Genomic DNA, 20,198 nt, shown 5'->3' with positions numbered 1-20,198 from the left:
TTCGCCGCCGGCGTGGACAGCGGGGCGTCGGACACGCCGGCGGCGAAGGTTTCAGGTGCGGGCCGGGATCAGCCCTGCTTGCTTCAGCCTTGCTTCAGCCTTGCTTGATGACGAACTGCGAGCCGGGCTCGGTCAGGATGTCGCCCTGCGCCGAGTTGGTGATGGTCACGTCCTTGAGCGTGGCGCTGCCGCGCGCGCCGGACATGGCCAGGATGCCGGAGCCGTTGTTCGACTTGTCGATGGTCACGTTCGTCACCTGCACATTGGGCATCTCGCCCCCGCCCGTCTTGAACTGGATGCCGTCATAGGTGGAGTCACGGATGTCGGTGTCGCGGATGGTCACACCCGGGATGGGCTGGCCCTGGGCGAACAGGGTGATCGCGCCGAACTCCTGGTCCTCGTTCCAGAAGGCTCCGCCGGTGCGGTACAGGCCGTTGTTGGCGATCAAGGTCGTGCCGGTGAACGGCAGCGGGTCGTGGTCGGTGGCGAGCATGATCCCGGGGTAGTTCATGGTGTCCGAGATCAGGTTGTTCTCGATGGTGTTGCCGTAGCCGCCGTAGATCGCGACGCCGTTGGCCCGCCAGGGCAGCTGGACGGTGTTGTTGCGGAAGTGGTTGTCGTGGCCGACGTCGACGGACGTGTCCTTCACGTACTTGTTGGCCCAGACGGCCATGGCGTCGTCGCCGGTGTTGCGGAAGGTGGAGTTGTAGACGGTCGAGTTGCGGGTGCCGTTGGAGAAGTTGACGCCGTCGGCATACGTGTCGCGGATGCGGACGCCGTTGAACTCGACGCCGTCGCCGGGGTTCCACAGCTCGGGGATGTTGGAGTAGTCGCGGCCGACCCAGGCTGCCACGTTGGCGTGCTCGATCCACACGTTGGTGATTTTCGTGTTCTTGCCGAAGCGGCCGTTGAGCGCGACGCCGCCCTCCGCGTTGCCGTCACCGCCCCGGATGGTGCCGGAGCCGAAGATGGCGATGTCGGAGATCTTGGTGTTGTCGTCGATGTCGAAGCCGAAGTTGCCCTCGTGCGGGTGGTTGATGCCGCCCGCGTCCTGCGGGGCGATGAGGGAGTACAGCTGCGAGTGCCACATGCCGGCGCCCTTGACGGTGACGTCGCGGATGCCGACCTGGTTGTACTGGCCGCGGTTGAGCGGGTCGTCGGTGAGGATCTTCTTCTCCTGGCGCCACTGGCCGGCGGGGATCCACACGCACGGGATCTGTCCGGTCTGGTCGGCGCTGACGGCCCGCTGGATGGCGTCGGCGTCGTCGATGCCGTCGTTGGGCACGGCCCCGTACTGGGTGATGGAGACGCAGTCGGCGGGCTTGGCGGCCGGTGCGGCGACCTGCTCCAGGTCGATCAGGTCGACGATGTAGAAGGCGGCCGTGTCCCCGCTGTCGCGCTGGAGCCGGAACGTGGTGCCCTCGGGGTAGGTGTCGGTGAGCAGCGTGTGGGCCTCGTCGAAGAGGCGCCGCGCGTCGCCGCCGGGACGGTTGGTGAGCCCCTCGGGATCGTCGGTGGTGCCGTAGAGCCAGCTGTGCTTGGACGACAGGTTGAGCTTGCGGACGAAGGTGCCGTTGGCGTAGAGGCTGAGGGTCGCCTCCTGGCCGCCGCCCGCCGCCGCGTCCGGGATCGAGTTGCGCACGACGAGGGAGTTGGTCGGCGTCGTGGAGGTGAACTCGACGTACTGGCCGGTCGAGTTGAGGCGGACCGACTTGCGGCCCGAGGACTCGGTGGCGAAGTTGGTGTGGCCGAAGGTGCGCTTGGCGTCCGTCGTGAGGACGGTGCCGTTGGTCCTGCCGTCCTCGGCCTCGTACTCGGTGTAGGGCACGGCGGCGCCGCGTCCGACGACGAGGGTGCGGGCGTAGGTGTTGTTGTTCTCGTTGGTCTCGGTCAGCTTGTTCGTCGCGTCGGCGGTGGCGGTGAGCGCGCCGCCGCCGTTGGTGGCGGTCCAGGTGCCGCCGATGGCGACGGTGGTGGAGGCGCCCGCGGCGACGGCGTCGGTCGTGCCGGTCAGGGTGGTGCCGCCGACGGTGAGCTGGGTGACGGTCCCGGCCGCCGCCTGGCTCGTGCCCCGGTTGCGGACGGTGACGCCGAAGGAGACCTTCGCGCCGACGGCGGGGTTGGCCGGGTTGGCGGTGATGCCGGTGACTTCGAGGTCCGGGCCCGGCGCCTGGGCGATGACCAGCTTGGAGTCGGCGTTGCGGCTGTTGTTGCTGTTGTCCAGTTCGGCGACGGCGTCCGTCGGGTCCACGACGGCGGAGACGGTGTAGCTGCCCGTCGGGTGGGTGCCGGCCTTGACGGGCACCTTCGCCGAGGCGCCCGCGGCGAGCGCGCCGACGGAGGCGCTGCCCGCGACGGCGCCTTCGAGGCTGACGTCGACCGTGGTGGCGGGGGACGCGGCGGTCCCGGCGTTGCGGACGGTCGCCTCGACGGTGACCGGGTCGGCCTCGGACGGGGAGCTGGGCGACCAGGTCAGCCCGGTGACGGTCAGGTCGGGGGCGGGCGCCGCCGCGCCGACGACCTCGAACTCGGCGATCTGCCCGCCGCCCGCCCCGGTGTTCCCGGAGAACTGCAGGCGTACGTCGGCGTAGCGGCCGGTGACGGGGATCGTGACCGTGTTCTTGTTGGTGGCCGGGTTGAAGGTGTACTGGGCGCTCGCCTTCAGCGACGTGAAGTCGGTGGCGCCCGCCTTGCGGCCGAGGACCTGGAGGGTCTGTGTGCGGGTGCCCCACGCGGCGTTCGGGTTGAGCTTGAGGACGACACCGCTGAGGTCGGCGTCGGCGCCGAGCTTCACGGTCAGGGAGGAGGACTGACCGCTCGCCTCCCAGTAGGTGTCGGTGCTGCCGTCGTTGGCGTTGGGCGCGACGTAGTTCTGGGTGACCGAGGTCGCCTCGATCGGCTTGCGCAGGGCCAGGTTGGTCCCGGCGGGCGGCTCCTGCGGGTCCTCGCCTCCGTCGTCGGGCGCGCCGAGGACCTCGACCTCGGACAACTGGGCGGCGTTCCAGCCGGTGTTGTCACTGACCTGCACCCGCACGTAACGGGTCTCGGCGGTGACGCCCACGGCGACGCTGTTGCCGGAGCCGGGCGCGAAGCTCCGCTTCGCCGCCGCCGACAGCGTGCTGAACGTGCCCCCGTCGGTGCTGCCCTGGACCGCGACGGTCTCGGTGCGGGCCTCCCAGGACGCGGGCAGCTTCAGGACGACGCCGCTGACGTCGACCGCGCGGCCGAGGTCGATCTGCACCCACTGCGGGAACGAGCCGGCCGGCCCCTCCCAGTACGTGGCCTGGTTGCCGTCGGTCAGGTTGGTGGCGGGGTAGCCGTCGTGGGCGCCGCCGGTCGTGACCGGTCTGCCCAGCGCCACGTTCTCGTCGGCCGCCGCGGCGTGGGCCGCGACCGGCACGAGGCCGACGGTCAGCAGCCCCGCCGTCACCGTGCCCGCGAGCCATCGCCATCTATGACGTGCCCCTGACATATGCAGCATGACGCTCCCGTCGTCCAGCTATTGAGTTGCTCTGTCAACTTTTTGCGTTCATTCGGTGGACAGATTCGCGTCACGGGTAAGGGCTGTCAACGGTTACGACAGATTTTGCCGACACGGCGCTGCCGCGGAACTGGCGCGGGGCGCGACACGGGCCCCTAGAGGTTCGGCGCCCGGGAGACAAGGAGAACAAGGTCACACCCGCCCCACCTGCTGCGCGCCCGCCGGTCTGCCCTAGCATCCCGACCATGACGGTCCTGCCTGACGACGGGCTTTCCCTCGCAGCCGAGTTCCCTGACGCGACACATGAGCAGTGGCAGCACCTGGTCGCGGGTGTGCTGCGCAAGTCGGGCAAGGAAGTCACGGCCGACGAGGCGGAAGACGCCCTGTCCACCGCGTTGGAGGACGGGCTGCGCGCCCGCCCCTTGTACACGGCCCACGACACCGCCGCCCCCGCCGGGCTGCCCGGCTTCGCCCCCTTCGTCAGAGGCGGCCGGGCCGAGGGCAACACCGCCGGCGGCTGGGACGTACGCCAGCGCCACACGGTCGCCGACTCCGGCCAGCTCCTCGCGGATCTGGAGAACGGCGTCACCTCCCTGTGGCTGACGACCGGCGACGACACCCTCTTCCCCGTCTCCGCGCTGCCCGCAGCCCTCGACGGCGTCCTGCTCGACCTGGCCCCCGTCGTGCTCGACGCGGGCGCCGAAGTCGACGCCGCCGCACGCGCGTTGCTCGCCCTGTACGAGGAGAAGGGCGTCGCCGCCGACGCGGTCCGGGGCAACCTGGGCGCGGACCCGCTCGGCCACGAGGCCCGCACCGGCGAGACGTACGTCACCGCGCCGGTACGGGACCTCGCCCGGCTGTGCGCGCAGCGGTACCCGGGGCTGCGCGCGCTGACCGTGGACGCGCTCCCCTACCACGAGGCCGGCGCCTCGGCCGCGCAGGAGCTGGGCTGCTCCCTCGCCACCGGAGTCGCCTACCTGCGCGAGCTGACCGACGCGGGCCTGAGCACCGAACAGGCCCTCGCGCAGCTCGAGTTCCGCTACGCGGCGGGCGCCGACCAGTTCCTCACCATCGCCACCTTCCGCGCCGCGCGCCGCCTCTGGGCCCGCGTCGCCGAGGTGTGCGGGGCGCCCCGGGCGGGCGCGCAGGTGCAGCACGCCGTGACCTCGCCGGTGATGATGACGCGCCGCGACCCGTGGGTGAACATGCTGCGCACGACGATCGCGACGCTCGCCGCCGGGGTGGGCGGCGCCGACTCGGTGACGGTGCTCCCCTTCGACCACGCGCTCGGCCTGCCCGACGCGTTCGCCCGGCGCATCGCCCGCAACACCTCCGGCATCCTCATCGAGGAGTCGCATCTCGCCCGCGTCATCGACCCGGCGGGCGGCTCCTGGTACGTGGAGCGGCTGACCGACGAACTCGCCCATGCGGGCTGGGCGTTCTTCCAGGAGATCGAGCGCGCGGGCGGCCAGGCCGCCGCCCTGCGCTCGGGTCTGATCCACGACCGGCTCGCCGCCACCTGGGCCGCGCGGAGCAAGAAGCTCGCCACGCGCCGCGAACCGGTCACGGGGGTCAGCGAGTTCCCGCACCTGGCCGAGAAGCCGGTGGAGCGTGAGCCGGTGCCCGCACCGCAGTCCGGGGGTCTGCCCCGGGTACGCAGGGACGAGGCGTTCGAGGAGCTGCGGGCCCGCTCCGACACGTATCTCGCCGAGACCGGGGCGCGCCCGCGCGTGTATCTGGCCGCGCTCGGCTCCGCCTCCGCGCACACCGCCCGCCTCACCTTCGCGGCCAACCTGTTCCAGGCGGGCGGCGTCGAACCCGTCACCGAGGGCGGGTTCGCGGAGAGCGGCGCCCAGGACGTGTGCCTGTGCTCCAGCGACGCGGTCTACGAGGAACAGGCCGAGGCCGCCGTCCAGGAGCTGCGGGCCGCAGGTGCCCGGCATGTGTTCCTCGCGGGCCGCCCGCACACGTATGCCGGTGTCGACACCTATGTCTACGCTGGCTGTGACGCCGTGGCCGTGCTCACCGCCACGCTCGACCGTTTGGGAGTCTCCTCATGACCGGGCCCCGCATCCCCGACTTCTCCGCGATCGACCTCGGCACCCCGGCGCCCGACACCGGGACCGACGAGTGGAGCGCCGCCGTGAAGGGCGCCGCCGACGGCGCCGACCTGCTGTGGGAGACCCCCGAGGGCATCCCGGTCAAGCCGCTCTACACCGGGCAGGACCTGGAGGGCCTCGACTTCCTGCACACCTACCCGGGCACGGCCCCCTACCTGCGTGGCCCGTACCCGACGATGTACGTGAACCAGCCCTGGACGATCCGGCAGTACGCGGGTTTCTCCACGGCCGAGGAGTCCAACGCCTTCTACCGGCGCAACCTCGCGGCGGGCCAGAAGGGCCTGTCGGTCGCCTTCGACCTGCCGACCCACCGCGGCTACGACAGCGACCACCCGCGTGTGACCGGTGACGTGGGCATGGCGGGCGTGGCCATCGACTCCCTCTACGACATGCGGCAGCTCTTCGACGGCATCCCGCTGGACCGGATGTCGGTGTCGATGACGATGAACGGCGCCGTCCTTCCCGTCCTCGCCCTGTACATCGTGGCGGCGGAGGAGCAGGGCGTACCGCCCGAGAAGCTGGCCGGGACCATCCAGAACGACATCCTCAAGGAGTTCATGGTCCGCAACACCTACATCTATCCGCCGAAGCCGTCGATGCGGATCATCTCCGACATCTTCGCCTTCACCTCGCAGCGGATGCCGCGCTACAACTCGATCTCCATCTCCGGCTACCACATCCAGGAGGCGGGCGCGACGGCCGACCTGGAGCTGGCCTACACGCTGGCCGACGGGGTCGAGTACATCCGCGCGGGGCGCGAGGCGGGGCTCGACGTGGACGCGTTCGCGCCGCGCCTGTCGTTCTTCTGGGCGATCGGCATGAACTTCTTCATGGAGATCGCCAAGCTGCGCGCGGCCCGGCTCCTGTGGGCGAAGCTGGTCAAGCAGTTCGACCCGCGGAACGCCAAGTCCCTGTCGCTGCGCACCCATTCGCAGACGTCGGGCTGGTCGCTGACGGCGCAGGACGTGTTCAACAACGTCACCCGTACGTGTGTGGAAGCGATGGCGGCGACGCAGGGCCACACCCAGTCGCTGCACACCAACGCGCTCGACGAGGCGCTCGCCCTGCCCACCGACTTCTCCGCCCGCATCGCCCGCAACACGCAGCTGCTGCTCCAGCAGGAGTCCGGCACGGCCCGGGTGATCGACCCGTGGGGCGGCAGCGCGTACGTGGAGAAGCTGACGTACGACCTCGCGCGCCGCGCCTGGCAGCACATCCAGGAGGTCGAGCAGGCGGGCGGCATGGCCAAGGCCATCGACGCGGGCATCCCGAAGCTCCGCATCGAGGAGGCGGCGGCCCGCACCCAGGCCCGTATCGACTCCGGGCGGCAGCCGGTCATCGGCGTCAACAAGTACCGGGTCGACTCCGACGAGCAGATCGACGTGCTCAAGGTCGACAACTCCTCGGTGCGCGCCCAGCAGATCGCCAAGCTGCGGCGCCTGCGCGAGGAGCGTGACGACAGCGCATGCCGGGCCGCTCTGGAAGCCCTGACCCGCGCCGCCGACGGCGAGGGCAACCTCCTCGAACTCGCCGTGCGCGCCGCCCGCGCGAAGGCGACCGTCGGGGAGATCTCCGACGCCCTGGAGAAGGTGTACGGGCGCCACGCCGGGCAGATCCGTACGATCTCCGGCGTGTACCGCAACGAAGCAGGTGAGTCCGGGGCAGTGGAGCGCACACGGAGCCGCGTCGAGGAGTTCGCCGAGGCGGAGGGGCGCCGGCCGCGCATCCTCGTCGCCAAGATGGGCCAGGACGGGCACGACCGGGGGCAGAAGGTGATCGCGACCGCCTTCGCCGACCTGGGCTTCGACGTGGACGTCGGCCCGCTGTTCCAGACCCCGGGCGAGGTGGCGCGGCAAGCCGTCGAGGCGGACGTGCACATCGTCGGGGTGTCCTCGCTGGCCGCCGGGCACCTCACCCTCGTACCGGCGCTGCGCGAGGCGCTCGCCGAGGAGGGGCGCGAGGACATCATGGTCGTGGTCGGCGGGGTGATCCCGCCGCAGGACGTGACCACGCTCCTGGAGATGGGCGCCGCCGCGGTCTTCCCGCCCGGCACCGTGATCCCGGACGCCGCCCACGACCTGGTGGAACGCCTCGCGGCCGACCTCGGGCACCACTGAGGCGCGGACACGATGGCCATCGACCTCGACACGTATGTCAAAGGTGTGCTCGACGGGAAGCGGGCGGTCGTCGCCCGCGCGATCACTCTCGTCGAGTCCACCCGGCCCCAGCACCGGGCGCTCGCCCAGCAGTTGCTGACCGAACTCCTTCCGCACAGCGGGCAGGCGCGGCGCATCGGTGTCAGTGGCGTACCCGGCGTCGGCAAGTCGACGTTCATCGACGCCTTCGGCACGATGCTGACCGGGCTCGGGCACCGGGTGGCGGTGCTCGCCGTCGACCCGTCGTCCAGCAGGACCGGCGGGTCGATCCTGGGCGACAAGACGCGGATGGAGCGGCTCGCCGTCGACCCGGCGGCGTTCGTGCGGCCCTCCCCGACCGCCGGGACGCTCGGCGGTGTCGCGAAGGCCACGCGCGAGTCGATCGTCGTCATGGAGGCGGCCGGGTACGACGTGGTGCTCGTGGAGACCGTCGGCGTCGGGCAGTCCGAGACGGCCGTCGCCAACATGGTCGACTCGTTCCTGCTGCTCACGCTGGCGCGGACCGGCGACCAGCTGCAGGGCATCAAGAAGGGCGTCCTGGAACTGGCCGACGTGGTCAGCGTCAACAAGGCCGACGGTCCGCACGAGCGCGACGCCCGCGCCGCCGCCCGGGAGCTCTCGGGCGCCCTGCGCCTCATGCACGGCAAGGACGCGTTCTGGACACCGCCCGTCCTGAGCTGCAGCGCCCGCGAATCGACCGGGCTCGACGCGGTGTGGGAGCGCCTCGAACAGCACCGGACGCTGCTCGACTCCACGGGGCGGCTCACGGAGCGGCGCCGGGAGCAGCAGGTCGACTGGGCCTGGACGATGGTCCGTGACGAGCTGCTCGGCAGCCTGCGCGCGGACCCCGGGGTGCGCGCGCTCGCGCCCGACCTTGAGCGGCGGGTACGGGACGGTGAGCTCACCGCGACCCTGGCGGCCGAACGCATCCTGGACGCCTTCAGAGGCGGCTGAGCGCACGTCGCTCTGTGTTACTCTCAGCCGTTTGTGCGGTCGGCCGGGCCTTCCCTCGGTACGTTCCTCCTTACGGAAGGCTCCTCCCTATGAACGTCTCCTTCGCCGACCTCGGCCTGCCCGCCGACGTCCTGCGCACCCTCACCGAGCAGGGGGTGAGCGAGCCGTTCCCGATCCAGGCGGCGACGATCCCCGACGCGCTGGCCGGACGCGACGTCCTGGGGCGCGGGCGCACCGGCTCCGGCAAGACCCTCGCGTTCGGGCTCCCGCTGCTCGCGCGGACGGCCGGGCGGCGTGCGGAGGCGAAGCAGCCGCTCGCGCTGGTCCTCGTACCGACGCGGGAGCTGGCGCAGCAGGTGACCGAGGCGCTCGCGCCGTACGCGCGGGCGCTGCGGCTGCGGATGGCCACCGTCGTGGGCGGTATGTCGATCGGTCGACAAATCGCCGAGCTGCGGGACGGTGCCGAGGTCGTCGTCGCCACCCCGGGCCGGCTGCACGACCTGATCGAGCGCAAGGCGTGCCGTCTCGGCCGGGTCCGGATCACCGTCCTCGACGAGGCGGACCAGATGTGCGACATGGGCTTCCTGCCGCAGGTCACGGAGGCGCTGGACCAGGTCCACGCCGACGGGCAGCGCATGCTGTTCTCGGCGACCCTGGACCGCGACGTCGAGCGGCTGGTCGGCGCCTACCTGCACTCCCCCGTCGTGCACAGCGCCGATCCGGCGACGAGTGCCGTCACGACGATGGACCACCACGTGCTCGTCGTCCACGGGCCCGACCGGTGGGCCGTCACCACCGAGATCGCCGCCCGTGACGGCCGCGTCCTGCTGTTCCTGGACACCAAGCACGGCGTCGACCAGCTCACCCGGCATCTGCGGGCCAGCGGTGTGGACGCGGCCGGGCTGCACAGCGGCAAGTCGCAGCCGCAGCGGACACGGACCCTCGCCCAGTTCAAGAGCGGCAAGGTGCCCGTCCTCGTGGCGACCAATGTCGCGGCGCGCGGCCTGCACGTCGACGACCTCGACCTCGTGGTCAACGTCGACCCGCCCACCGACCCCAAGGACTATCTGCACCGCGCGGGGCGCACGGCGCGGGCCGGGGAGTCCGGCCGGGTCGTCACCCTGGTCCTCTCCGGGCAGCGCCGTGAACTGTCCAAGGTCATGGCGGACGCCGGGATCGAGGCGAAGGTCAGCAAGGTCCGCTCGGGCGAGGCCGAGCTGAGCCGCGTCACCGGCGCGAAGGCGCCTTCGGGCAAGCCGCTCGACGGCGGCCCCGCGGCCAAGCCCGCCCACCCGAACAAGCCGTTCCGCGGCATCGGCACCACCAAGGACACGGCGTCGCGCGGCACGTCCCGCAAGTCCACCGAGGCCCGCAAGCTCGCCGAGGCGCGGAAGGCGGCGCGGGTGCGGCGCGGGCAGTAGCCGGCCTGCCTCAGCCGCGTACGCCGAGCCCTTCGAGGAGCATCGGCAGCGAGGCGTGCAGCTCTCGCTGCCAGTACGCCCAGGTGTGGGTGCCCGCGCCGTAGAAGTGGGTGGTCAGGCGGCGGGCGCCGAGGCGGTGCAGTGCGTCGGCGAGGGCGTGGTTCTGCCGGTTGAAGTCCGCTTCCAGGGCGTCGGTGGCACCCGGCTGGTCAAGAGGCCCCGCGGTGCCGTCGCCGCACGAGAGGTAGACGGGCAAGGGCGTGAGGCGCCGGGCCAGGTGGTACGGGTCGTGGGCGGCCCAGATGCCGCGTTGCGCGACGGGGTCGCCCCACACCTTGCGCGGGTCGTCGCCCTGACCCGCGAAGAAGCCCATGATCCGGTCGACCGACTCGTCGTTCAGGAGCGGGTGCACGGACCCGGAGTAGGCCGCGGCGGCCCGGAACATGCCCGGGTGCCGGGCCGCGTACAGGAGGGCGCCCTGGCCGCCCATGGACAGGCCCGCGACGACGCGGCGGCCGCCCGCGCCCCAGTCGCTCTCCAGGAGATGGCGCAGCTCCTTGGTGTGGAACGTCTCCCAGGCCGGGGCGCCGCCCTCGCCGTAGTTCCACCAGTCGCTGTACCAGCCGTTCCAGCCCGCCTCCGGCATGACGACGAGGACGTTCCGCAGATCCTCGATCCCGGCGACGTCGGTCCGGCTCGTCCAGGACGTGTAGTCGCCGCAGCAGCCGTGCAGCAGCCACAGCGTCGGCCAGTGCCGCTTGCGGTCCCGCGGGTTCCAGCCGTCCGGCGTGAGCAGGCGGACCTTGACCGTCCGGTCGCCGAGCGCCGATGACCGTACGGACAGGTCCACCTGCCGCTCGGCGACCTGCGTGACGCCGACGACCTCGGCGCCGCCCCGGTCCTTCGCGACGACGGCCGGTGCGGTGGGCAGGAGGGTGCACAGCAGGGCGGCGAGGACGAGCAGCAGAGATCTGGTGCGCGTGCGGGTGCGGCGGTACGGGGTGGCGGTCATGGCGGCTCCCGTCGGAGGTCACATGGGTCGGCCAGAGGCCACGTGGGTCGGCGGGGGGGGCACTCGGGTCGGCCGGGGGTTACTCGGGTCGGCCGGGGGTGACCAGCAGGGCGTCACCCACGGGGCGTTCGCCCGTCGCGTCGGACGGGTCGTTGATGACACCGCCGTCGGCGACCATCGTCGTGGAGCCGCCGCCGTCGAGGTTGATCGCGTCGCGCAGGCCGAGCGACTTCGCGACCGCGGCGCTCTCCGGGATGCTCAGCCCGAGCGCGTCGGTGCCGCGCCCGTCGGCGGTGACGAGCACGGTCCGGCCGCGGCCGTCCACGCCCGCCAGGGTGCGCGGGTTCCGCTTGTGCACCCAGCCGTAGTAGAAGCTCGGGTTGCCGGGCTGGACCATGCCGTCGGCGCCCGGGGTGACGTGGAGGCGGCCGTCGCGGACCAGTTCGGGACCGCCGTTGAGGATGCTGGTGGAGCGTGTGGCGACCGGGCGGCCCTTGCCGTCACGCAGGCCGCTCTCGACGCACAACGGCCGGCCGGCCTTCGCGACGGCCGCGAGCCGGTTCGCCTCCTTGCCCGTGGCCTGTACGGAACTGCCGCCGCTCGGCAGCGTGCCGCCGCGCGGGGAGCGCACGTCGAGAACGCGCCCGCGCCGGTCGAGGACGGCCTCGACACCGTCGCCCCGCGGGGTGGACGCGCCGAACTCCGGAGTGAAGGCGACCAGTTCGTCCGGGTCGGTGCACGTCGTGTCGTGCAGGGGCAGGGAGGTGGGGCTGTCGTCGGCCGTGCCGCCACAGTTTCGGATCAGGCCGGGCACGCGGTCGACGCCGTCGAGCGGGAGGGTGCGGCCCGCGCCCGAGACGCTGCCGCGCCAGGTGAAGCGCTCGACGGCGGTGCCGCGCGCGGAGTCCCGGACCACCAGTCCCGGGCGCCCGTTCACGGCCTCGCTCAGCAGGCGGCCGTCGTAGACCCCGACACCGGCCGGATCGCCCGGGGCGCCCGCCTTCGGGTCGAGAACGAAGAAACCGGCGTTGATCCCGGCGCTCGCACCGGCCGCCGCCGCGAGCGCGCTGGTCGTCTCGCGCCGCTCCAGGTCGGGCCCGTACGACGCCTTGAGCGCGCCGCGGAACGTCCTCGGGTCGATGGTGAGCACGTCGATCCGCCACGGTCCGCGGTCGGAGGCGCCCCCGTCCCAGCCGGTGTACGTGGCCGAGCCGGTGTACCCGGCGGCGGCCAGCCGGGCCCGTTCCGCCGTCGCCTCGGCCTGCGACGGGTAGTTGCCGACCCGGACGCGCCAGCCCAGCGAGCCGCCCGCGAAGTCGGCGACGGCTGGGGTGGTGACGTCCTCGGCGCGCGCGTCGAACCCGTCCGCCCGCAGCTCCGCGGTCAGTTCGGCGGCGCTGGCCCGGTCCTTCAGGGCGGCCGGGGGCGCGTCGGGGTCGGGTGAGGTGGCGCCGCCCGGGATGGACATCTCGACCGTCCACGCGAGGGCGGGCGCGTCGGCGCCGCGCACGATCCGGGTCAGCGTGACGCCCGGCTGGAGCGTGCGCGTGGTGCGGGTCTCGGTGAGATCGGCGGCGCCGAGCGGGAGGCCGTGGCGCGGCGCGGAGGACGCCGGGGCGGTTCCGGCGCCCATCACGGCGAGGACACACAAAGCCGCGCCGACACCGAACACTCTGCTGTTCACGAACCCCCCACGGGACACACTCGGGACACCGCTCGACGGACGACTCGGAAGTCTCCGCAACGGTGCGGGGGGTCGAGACCACCCGTCAAGGCATGTACACGCAATTCATGCACCCGTCGCGCGCCCGCCCCCGAGGAGTTCCCCGGCGCCTGTCCTAGCCCGCGGGCGGCGCCGTGCTCTTCCGCACGACCAGGCTCGTCGCCAGTTCGAGCCGCGTCGTCACCGGTTCCCGTACGCGCAGCCGCATCAGCATCTGCACCGCCTCCTCGGCCATCTGCCGCAGCGGCTGGTGGACCGTGGTCAGGGCCGGGCTCGACCACTGGGCCAGGGGCACGTCGTCGTAGCCGACGATCGACAGGTCCTCCGGGACGCGCAGGCCGCGCAGGCGGGCGGCTTCCAGGGCGCCGAGCGCCTGGAGGTCGCTGCCCGCGAAGATCGCGGTCGGCGGGTCGGCCAGGTCGAGCAGGTCCACGGCGCGCTCACGGCCGCCCTCGACGTGGAAGTCGCCGTAGCGGACGAGCGCGGGGTCGGCCGCGAGGCCGGCCATGCTCAGCGCCGAGCGGTAGCCGTCGAGGCGGGCCAGGGAGCAGAGCATGTCGCCGGGTCCGGTGATGATGCCGATGCGGCGGTGGCCCAGCTCGATCAGGTGCCGGGTCGCGACCAGGCCGCCGTTCCAGTTGGCCGAGCCGACCGAGGGCACGTCCGGGTCGGGGTCGCCCGCCGGGTCGACGATGACGAACGGGATGGAGCGCGAGCGCAGCCGCTGCTTGACCTCGGTGGGCAGCGCCGAGAAGACCAGGACGACCCCGCGCGGCCTGCGCTGGAGCACCCCCTCGATCCACTCGGGGCCCGGCGCCTGCCGCGTCCCGCTCTCGGTCAGGACCACGCTCGCCTGATGGGCCTTGGCGACCTTCTCCACACCGCGGATCAGCTCCAGCGCCCACACGCTCTCCAGCTCGTGGAAGACCAGCTCGATGAGCGGGGCCTCGCGGGCGGCGCGGGTCGTGCGCCGGTAGGCGTGCTCCTCCAGGAGGCGCTCCACCTTCACACGTGTCTGCCCGGCGACGTCCTGGCGCCCGTTGAGCACTTTCGAAACTGTCGAAATGGAGACCCCCGCCTCCTGGGCCACTTGCGCCAGGGTGATGCGGCCCAGCTCTTCGTCCTCTCGCATGGTGAGGAGCATAAGGCACCGCCAACTTCCCCCGCCTCGTAACGCTTTGATAACTCGCCGACGCGGGGTTGACCCCTCTATGGGCGCCACCTAGCGTCCCGGCGTGTGAACTTTCGGCGCTGAGGCCGAAAGAGTTTCGAGAGGCGAAACCATGACTCCACGCGTACGGTTGCCGAGAACTGCTCTCGCCGGCGGTGCCGCTCTGGCCCTGCTGCTCACGCTCGCCGGGTGCGGCGGCTCCGACTCGGTCGGTGACGGCGACGGGAAGATCCACGTCCTGGTGTACGGGGACGCGGCCAACAAGGTCGAGAAGCAGATGATCGCCGACTTCAACAAGAAGTCGGACGTCAAGGCGGTCCTGGACACCATCCCCGGCGCCGAGTACCAGGCGAAGCTGCAGACGATCATCAGCAGCAAGCAGGCCCCCGACGTCTTCTTCAACTGGGGCGGCGGCTCCATCAAGCCGTTCGTCGATGCCGGTCTGCTGCTGCCCCTGGACGACTTCATCGCCAAGGACCCGAAGCTCAAGTCCGACTTCCTGCCGTCGGTGTTCAACAGCGCCGTGGTCGACGGCAAGCCGTACGGCATCCCCATGCGCGGCACCCAGCCGGTGCTGCTCTTCCACAACAAGAAGGTCCTCGACGAGGCGGGCGTCGCCCCGCCCAAGACGTGGGACGAACTGCTCACGACGGTCAAGAAGCTCAAGTCCGAGGGCGTCACGCCGATCGCCCTCGGCGGCGGCGACCAGTGGCCGACCCTCATGTGGTTCGAGTACCTCTACGACCGCATCGCCGGACCCGGCCTGTTCGACAAGGCCCTCAAGGGCGACAAGTCGGCCTGGGGAAGCGCCGACAGCAAGAAGGCGCTCTCGATGATCCGCGAACTGGTCGACGCCGGGGCGTTCGGCAAGAACTACGACTCCGTGAAGTTCACCGACCAGGGCTCGCCCACCCTGCTCGCCACGGGCAAGGCCGGGTTCGAGCTGATGGGCTCGTGGGAGTACTCGACGCAGCAGGAGGCGCACCCGGAGTTCGCGAAGAAGGACTTCGGCTACACCGCGTTCCCGACCGTCCCCGGCGGCAAGGGCGAGCAGGACAACCTCGTCGGCAACACCAACAACTTCTACTCGGTGCTGAAGAAGACGAAGCACCCCGAGGCCGTCGCCGAGTTCCTGAAGCTGCAGTACTCCGAGGAGTTCGTGAAGGCCCACCTCGGCATCGGCAACCTGCCGACCACCACCAACACCGCCGACCACCTGGACGAGGCCACCAGCCCCGAGTACGCGAAGTTCCAGTACGACCTGGTGAAGAAGGCGCCGTCCTTCCAGCTGTCGTGGGACCAGGCCTATCCGCAGTCCGCGTCGACCGCCATGCACCAGGCCGTGCAGCAGTTCTTCAACGGCTCCATCGACGAGGACGGCTTCGTCAAGGCGATGCAGGCCCTGCCCACGTCATGACCAGCGACCTCATCACCGAGACCGAGCGGCGCCCGGCCCGCAGACGCGCGGGCGCCCCCGCGACGCCGCCGCGCCGGGCCAGGGGCCACGGCGCGGGGGTGGGCCGGCCCGGCGTCGGCTGGGCCGTCCCCGCCGCGGTCTTCTTCGGCCTGTTCGCGCTCGTCCCGCTCATCCTGGTCGCCGTCCTGTCCTTCGCGAGCTGGAACGGTCTGACCGACCCGGAGTTCGTCGGCCTCGACAACTGGCGCAAGATCTTCGACGACCCGGTACTGCTCCAGAGCCTCTGGCTGAGCGTGCTGCTCACCGTCCTCGGCGTCGTCGTGCAGACACCGCTCAGCCTGCTGCTCGGCGTCTGGGCGGCGGGCCACCAGCGCAACCGGGCCGTCCTGTCCGCGATCTACTTCGTGCCGCTGCTCCTGTCGGCCGCCGCCGTGTCCGTCCTGTGGCGGGCCGTCCTCGACCCGAACTTCGGCGTACCGGCCCAGGCCACCTGGCTGTTCGGCGACGGCAACCTCTTCGGCCACCAGGCCAGCGCCATCGGCGTCCTGGTCTTCGTCAGCACCTGGCAGTTCACACCGCTGCACACGCTGATCTACCAGGGCGCGGCCCGCGCGGTGCCGCCGGTGCTCTACCAGGCGGCGCAGATCGACGGCGCGGGCACGGTGCGCCAGTTCTTCTCCATCACCCTGCCGCAGCTGCGCAACTCCATCATCACCTCGGGAATCCTGATGGTGGTCGGCGGCCTCACCACGTTCGACACGGTGCTGATCTTGACCCAGGGCGGCCCCGGCACGGACACCACCATCAGCGCGTACTACATGTACCAGAAGGCGTTCAAGAGCTTCGACTACGGCTCCGCCTCCGCGGTCGGCCTCCTCCTGGTCCTCGTCGCCACGCTCGTCTCGCTCGTCATGGTGCGGCTGTCCGGCTACGACAAGATGCGCAGCCAGATGGAGGGCCTGTGACCACTGTCCTTACGGGAAAGAAGCGGACGCAGGGCCGTCGCCGGCGGCCCAACTACCTTGCCGGTCTCGGCTCGTTGGTCTGGCTGTTCCTGGTCGGGCTTCCGCTGTACGTGATGCTGGTGGCCACGTTCCAGTCGCGGGCCGACTACGGCGCGAGCGGGCCGCTCTCCCTGCCGCACCACTTCACGTTCGACAACTACACCGCCAATTTCAGCAGCGGTTTCGGGCAGTACTTCTTCAACACGTTCGTCGTCACGCTCTGCGTGGTCGGCATCGTGCTGCTGCTCGTGCCGCCGCTCGCGTACGCCATCGTGCGCGGCACGGGGCGGCTGACCGGCGGGGTGTTCCGGCTGTTCCTGCTCGGCCTGGCGATCCCCGCGCAGGCCGTCATCGTGCCGATGTTCTACGTGATCAGCGAGGCGGGGCTCTACGACAACCTCATCGGTGTCATCCTGCCGACGGCCGCGTTCGCCATGCCCGTGTGCACGCTGATCCTCACGGGCGCCATGCGCGACATCACGCCGGAGCTGTACGAGGCCATGACCGTGGACGGCGCGACACCGTGGCGGATCTTCTTCCGGCTGGTCCTCCCGCTCTCCCGCGGCGGGCTCTCGACCATCACCGTCTACTCCGCGCTCCAGGCGTGGAACGGCTTCCTCTTCCCGCTGGTCCTCACGCAGTCCGCGGACACCAAGGTCATCACCATGGGTCTCTTCGACTTCCAGACCGAGCACGGTGTCGACATCCCGGGCCTGCTCTCCGCGGTCGTGCTGTCCATGCTCCCCATCCTGATCGTCTACCTGTTCGCCCGTCGTGCCCTGGTCCAGGGGCTGATGGGAGTCGGAGGAAAGTGACCGACCACATGACCCGAGCGGCCCAGGAACCCGGCCAGTCCGCCACCCCGCTGTGGCGCGACCCCGGCGCCGACCCCGGCGACCGGGCCGACGCCCTGCTCGCCGAGATGTCCCTCGACGAGAAGATCGCCCAGCTCTACGGCGTCTGGGTGGGCGCCTCCGCGGAGGGCGGCGACGTCGCCCCGCACCAGCACGACATGGAGGAGCCCGTCGACCTCGACGAACTCCTTCCGCAGGGGCTCGGCCAGTTGACCCGCCCGTTCGGCTCCGCCCCCGTCGACCCGGCCCTCGGCGCGCTCTCCCTCGCCCGCACCCAGCGCCGGATCGCCGCCGCCAACCGGTTCGGCATCCCCGCGCTCGCCCACGAGGAGTGCCTGTCCGGGTTCGCCGCCTGGGGCGCGACCGCGTACCCGGTGCCGCTGTCCTGGGGCGCCACGTTCGACCCGGCCCTCGTCCGGGAGATGGCGGCGGCGATCGGCCGCGACCTGCGCGCGGTCGGCGTCCACCAGGGGCTCGCCCCGGTCCTGGACGTCGTACGGGACATGCGCTGGGGCCGCGTCGAGGAGACGATCGGCGAGGACCCGTACCTCGTCGGCACCGTCGCCACCGCTTATGTCCAGGGCCTGGAGTCGGCGGGTGTCGTCGCCACGCTGAAGCACTTCGCGGGGTACTCGGCGTCGCGGGCCGGGCGCAACCTGGCGCCGGTGTCGATGGGGCCGCGCGAGTTCGCGGACGTGGTGCTCGCCCCGTTCGAGATGGCGGTGCGGGAGAGCGGTGTGCGGTCGGTGATGCACGCCTACACCGACACGGACGGCATGCCCTCGGCCGCCGACGAAGCGCTCCTGACCGGGCTGCTCCGCGACACGTGGGGGTTTGCCGGGACGGTCGTCGCCGACTACTTCGGCGTCGCGTTCCTGCAGACCCTGCACGGGGTGGCCGGTTCGCTCGGCGAGGCGGCCGGTACGGCGCTCGCGGCCGGTGTCGACGTGGAGCTGCCGACGGTCAAGGCGTTCGGCGAGCCGCTGCGCAAGGCGATCGCCGACGGGCTCGTGCCCGAGCACCTGGTGGACCGCGCGGCGCGCCGGGTCCTCGCGCAGAAGGCCGAGCTCGGCCTCCTCGACCCGGACTGGGACCCCACCCCGGCGGCCCTCGCGGGGGTGGAGGCGGAGCACGCGCGCGGGACGGTCGACCTGGACCCCGCGGGCAACCGGGACCTGGCGCGCCGGGTCGCGGAGGAGGCGGTGGTCCTGGTGACCAACGACGGGACGCTCCCCCTCGCCCCGGCCGCGGCACCCCGCGTCGCCGTGATCGGCCCGCTCGCGGACGTCCCCAGGGCGGTCCTGGGCTGCTACTCGTTCCCCGTGCACGTCGGCAGCCGTACGCCCGGCACGCCGGACGGCATCGAACTGCCCACGCTGTACGAGGCGTTGGCGGCGGAGTTCCCCGGAGCCGAGATCGTCACGGCGCCCGGGCTCGACGCGGTGGACGCCGAACGCGGGGACGGTTTCGCCGCGGCCGTCGACCTGGCGCGGGGCGCCGACATCGTCGTCGCCGCGCTGGGCGACCGGGCCGGGCTGTTCGGGCGCGGCACCAGCGGCGAGGGCTGCGACGTCGCCTCGCTCGCCCTGCCCGGGGCGCAGCAGGAGCTGCTCGACGCCCTCCTGGACACCGGCACCCCCGTGGTCCTGACGCTGCTCGCGGGGCGCCCCTACGTGCTCGGCCGGGCGGTGGAGGAGGCCGCCGCCGTCGTGCAGACCTTCTTCCCCGGCGAGGAGGGGACCCGCGCGATCGCCGGTGTCCTCAGCGGCCGGGTGCGTCCGTCGGGGCGGCTGCCGGTCGGTGTGCCCCGGCGGTCCGGGGCGCAGCCCGCGACGTATCTCGCGGCACGCCTCGGGCACGCCTCCGAGGTGTCCAACCTGGACCCGGGCCCGGCGTTCGGCTTCGGACACGGCCTGACGTACACGACCTTCGCGTGGACGGACCTGGAGGTGCCCGCGCACGTGGCGGCGACCGACGGGGAGTTCGAGGTGGCGTGCACGGTCCGCAACACCGGCTCGCGGCCCGGCACCGAGGTCGTGCAGCTCTACGTGCACGATCCTGTCGCCTCGGTCGTGCAGCCCGTGCAGCGGCTCATCGGCTATCTGCGCCTCGGCGAACTGGCGCCGGGCGAGGCGGTCCGCGTCCGCGCGCGGGTCCCCGCCGACCTGGCCTCGTTCACGGGCCGCGCGGGGCGGCGCATCGTCGAACCCGGCGATCTGGAGCTGCGCCTGAGCGCGTCGAGCACGCGCCCGCTGCTCACGGCGCGGGTGACGCTGACGGGCGCGGTGCGGGAGGTCGGCCACGGGCGGGAGCTGCACGCCCGCCTCACGGCGGAGAGGGTGCCCGGGGTCTGAGCCGACATGTGTGCCCCGGCGTTCTCCCGTACCGGGGAACAGCCGGGGCACACGTGTGTGTCTCAGCCCGTGCCCTCGACGTACCGGGCCAGTTTCGCCAGCGCCATCCGGGTCCCCGTCTCGTTGTCGGCGGCGGGGACCGCGTCGGGGACGCCCGTGTGGACGAGGAGGACGTCGGTGCCGCCGCCGGCCGGGGTCAGGGTGGTGGTCATGGTCATGGTGGAGCCGAGCGCCGGGTCGTCGGTCTCGAAGGCCAGCTCCTCGACGACCAGCTCGTCCGCCACGAGCCGGACGAACGTGCCGGAGTAGGTGTCGGTGTGCGCGTCCGACTTCCCGGTGGCCGTGGGTGTGTCGTAGGTGAGCGAGATCCGGAACCGGCCGCCCTCGCGCGCCTCGAAGGTGTGGACCCGGCCGCGCATCCCGTCCGGCGTCCGCCACGCGGCGACCGCGTCGGCGTCGAGGAGCGCGCGGTAGACGGCGGCGGGAGCGGCCTCGACGTGCCGGGACATGCGCGTCTCGTACATGGCGCAA

General features: G+C 72.0%; 13 protein-coding genes. 8 read left to right on the top strand and 5 right to left on the bottom strand.

Translation table 11 applies throughout. The features are described 5' to 3' along the window. Window positions 1-94 precede the first annotated feature (94 nt). Window positions 95-3,472 (bottom strand): CARDB domain-containing protein, encoded by a 3,378-nt coding sequence (locus tag N5I75_RS02930; RefSeq protein WP_476674712.1) that lies wholly within the window; start codon window positions 3,470-3,472, stop codon window positions 95-97. A gap of 254 nt (window positions 3,473-3,726) precedes the next feature. Here N5I75_RS02930 and N5I75_RS02925 point away from each other — a divergent pair, with 254 nt between their 5' ends. The 4 genes from N5I75_RS02925 to N5I75_RS02910 all read left to right on the top strand — a co-directional run bounded on the left by N5I75_RS02925 (window position 3,727) and on the right by N5I75_RS02910 (window position 10,132). Further along, entirely contained in the window at window positions 3,727-5,541 is a 1,815-nt protein-coding gene (locus N5I75_RS02925) for a methylmalonyl-CoA mutase family protein (protein ID WP_476673946.1), read from the top strand. Then, the gene (gene scpA / locus N5I75_RS02920; protein WP_476673944.1) at window positions 5,538-7,718 is read left to right on the top strand and encodes a methylmalonyl-CoA mutase; all 2,181 of its coding nucleotides are present in this window, start codon (window positions 5,538-5,540) and stop codon (window positions 7,716-7,718) included. The genes N5I75_RS02925 and scpA overlap by 4 nt, the downstream gene beginning before the upstream one ends. Window positions 7,719-7,730: 12 nt before the next feature. Next, window positions 7,731-8,711, top strand: coding sequence for a methylmalonyl Co-A mutase-associated GTPase MeaB (gene meaB / locus N5I75_RS02915; RefSeq protein ID WP_476673942.1), 981 nt, complete (start codon window positions 7,731-7,733; stop codon window positions 8,709-8,711). Window positions 8,712-8,800: 89 nt separating this feature from the next. Next, a complete protein-coding gene (locus N5I75_RS02910; RefSeq protein WP_476673940.1) occupies window positions 8,801-10,132 on the top strand; it encodes a DEAD/DEAH box helicase in 1,332 nt (443 codons plus the stop codon). 10 nt (window positions 10,133-10,142) lie between these two features. Here the strand turns inward: N5I75_RS02910 and N5I75_RS02905 are convergent, their stop codons facing one another. The 3 genes from N5I75_RS02905 to N5I75_RS02895 all read right to left on the bottom strand — a co-directional run bounded on the left by N5I75_RS02905 (window position 10,143) and on the right by N5I75_RS02895 (window position 14,011). Continuing rightward, a complete protein-coding gene (locus N5I75_RS02905; protein ID WP_476673938.1) occupies window positions 10,143-11,144 on the bottom strand; it encodes an alpha/beta hydrolase in 1,002 nt (333 codons plus the stop codon). A 79-nt stretch (window positions 11,145-11,223) separates the two neighbouring features. Further along, complete coding sequence (locus tag N5I75_RS02900) at window positions 11,224-12,828, bottom strand: phosphodiester glycosidase family protein (protein ID WP_476673936.1); 1,605 nt, start codon at window positions 12,826-12,828, stop codon at window positions 11,224-11,226. Between the two features lie 154 nt (window positions 12,829-12,982). Then, a complete protein-coding gene (locus N5I75_RS02895; protein ID WP_476673934.1) occupies window positions 12,983-14,011 on the bottom strand; it encodes a LacI family DNA-binding transcriptional regulator in 1,029 nt (342 codons plus the stop codon). A 139-nt stretch (window positions 14,012-14,150) separates the two neighbouring features. On the opposite strand from N5I75_RS02895, the gene N5I75_RS02890 reads away from it, so the two are divergent. From N5I75_RS02890 to N5I75_RS02875, 4 genes are read left to right on the top strand one after another with little or no spacing between them, the layout of a single operon-like run. Beyond that, the gene (locus tag N5I75_RS02890; protein WP_476673932.1) at window positions 14,151-15,455 is read left to right on the top strand and encodes an ABC transporter substrate-binding protein; all 1,305 of its coding nucleotides are present in this window, start codon (window positions 14,151-14,153) and stop codon (window positions 15,453-15,455) included. Further along, window positions 15,452-16,420 carry a carbohydrate ABC transporter permease gene (locus N5I75_RS02885; protein ID WP_476673930.1) on the top strand — a complete coding sequence of 323 codons (969 nt, stop codon included), beginning with the start codon at window positions 15,452-15,454 and terminating at the stop codon, window positions 16,418-16,420. The genes N5I75_RS02890 and N5I75_RS02885 overlap by 4 nt, the downstream gene beginning before the upstream one ends. After that, the gene (locus N5I75_RS02880) at window positions 16,417-17,274 is read left to right on the top strand and encodes a carbohydrate ABC transporter permease (protein WP_476673928.1); all 858 of its coding nucleotides are present in this window, start codon (window positions 16,417-16,419) and stop codon (window positions 17,272-17,274) included. The genes N5I75_RS02885 and N5I75_RS02880 overlap by 4 nt, the downstream gene beginning before the upstream one ends. Window positions 17,275-17,282: 8 nt before the next feature. Then, window positions 17,283-19,667, top strand: a complete 2,385-nt coding sequence (locus tag N5I75_RS02875; RefSeq protein WP_476673926.1) for a beta-xylosidase/alpha-l-arabinosidase — start codon at window positions 17,283-17,285, stop codon at window positions 19,665-19,667. 62 nt (window positions 19,668-19,729) lie between these two features. On the opposite strand, the gene N5I75_RS02870 is transcribed toward N5I75_RS02875, so the two are convergent. Then, entirely contained in the window at window positions 19,730-20,191 is a 462-nt protein-coding gene (locus N5I75_RS02870) for an SRPBCC domain-containing protein (RefSeq protein WP_476673924.1), read from the bottom strand. Window positions 20,192-20,198 lie beyond the last annotated feature (7 nt).

It is taken from the genome of Streptomyces sp. R818, from assembly GCF_056172735.1.
The sequence above is the reverse complement of the archived record's forward strand: the minus strand, read 5'-3'. Positions and strand labels throughout refer to the sequence as shown.

What these genes read in the sequence shown, in the direction of transcription:
- scpA (WP_476673944.1), top strand. Translation starts at nt 5,538, where the DNA reads ATGACCGGGCCCCGCATCCCCGACTTCTCCGCGATCGACCTCGGCACC.
- N5I75_RS02905 (WP_476673938.1), bottom strand. Translation starts at nt 11,144, where the DNA reads ATGACCGCCACCCCGTACCGCCGCACCCGCACGCGCACCAGATCTCTG.
- N5I75_RS02930 (WP_476674712.1), bottom strand. Translation starts at nt 3,472, where the DNA reads ATGTCAGGGGCACGTCATAGATGGCGATGGCTCGCGGGCACGGTGACG.
- meaB (WP_476673942.1), top strand. Translation starts at nt 7,731, where the DNA reads ATGGCCATCGACCTCGACACGTATGTCAAAGGTGTGCTCGACGGGAAG.
- N5I75_RS02910 (WP_476673940.1), top strand. Translation starts at nt 8,801, where the DNA reads ATGAACGTCTCCTTCGCCGACCTCGGCCTGCCCGCCGACGTCCTGCGC.
- N5I75_RS02885 (WP_476673930.1), top strand. Translation starts at nt 15,452, where the DNA reads ATGACCAGCGACCTCATCACCGAGACCGAGCGGCGCCCGGCCCGCAGA.
- N5I75_RS02890 (WP_476673932.1), top strand. Translation starts at nt 14,151, where the DNA reads ATGACTCCACGCGTACGGTTGCCGAGAACTGCTCTCGCCGGCGGTGCC.
- N5I75_RS02925 (WP_476673946.1), top strand. Translation starts at nt 3,727, where the DNA reads ATGACGGTCCTGCCTGACGACGGGCTTTCCCTCGCAGCCGAGTTCCCT.
- N5I75_RS02895 (WP_476673934.1), bottom strand. Translation starts at nt 14,011, where the DNA reads ATGCTCCTCACCATGCGAGAGGACGAAGAGCTGGGCCGCATCACCCTG.
- N5I75_RS02870 (WP_476673924.1), bottom strand. Translation starts at nt 20,191, where the DNA reads ATGTACGAGACGCGCATGTCCCGGCACGTCGAGGCCGCTCCCGCCGCC.
- N5I75_RS02875 (WP_476673926.1), top strand. Translation starts at nt 17,283, where the DNA reads ATGACCCGAGCGGCCCAGGAACCCGGCCAGTCCGCCACCCCGCTGTGG.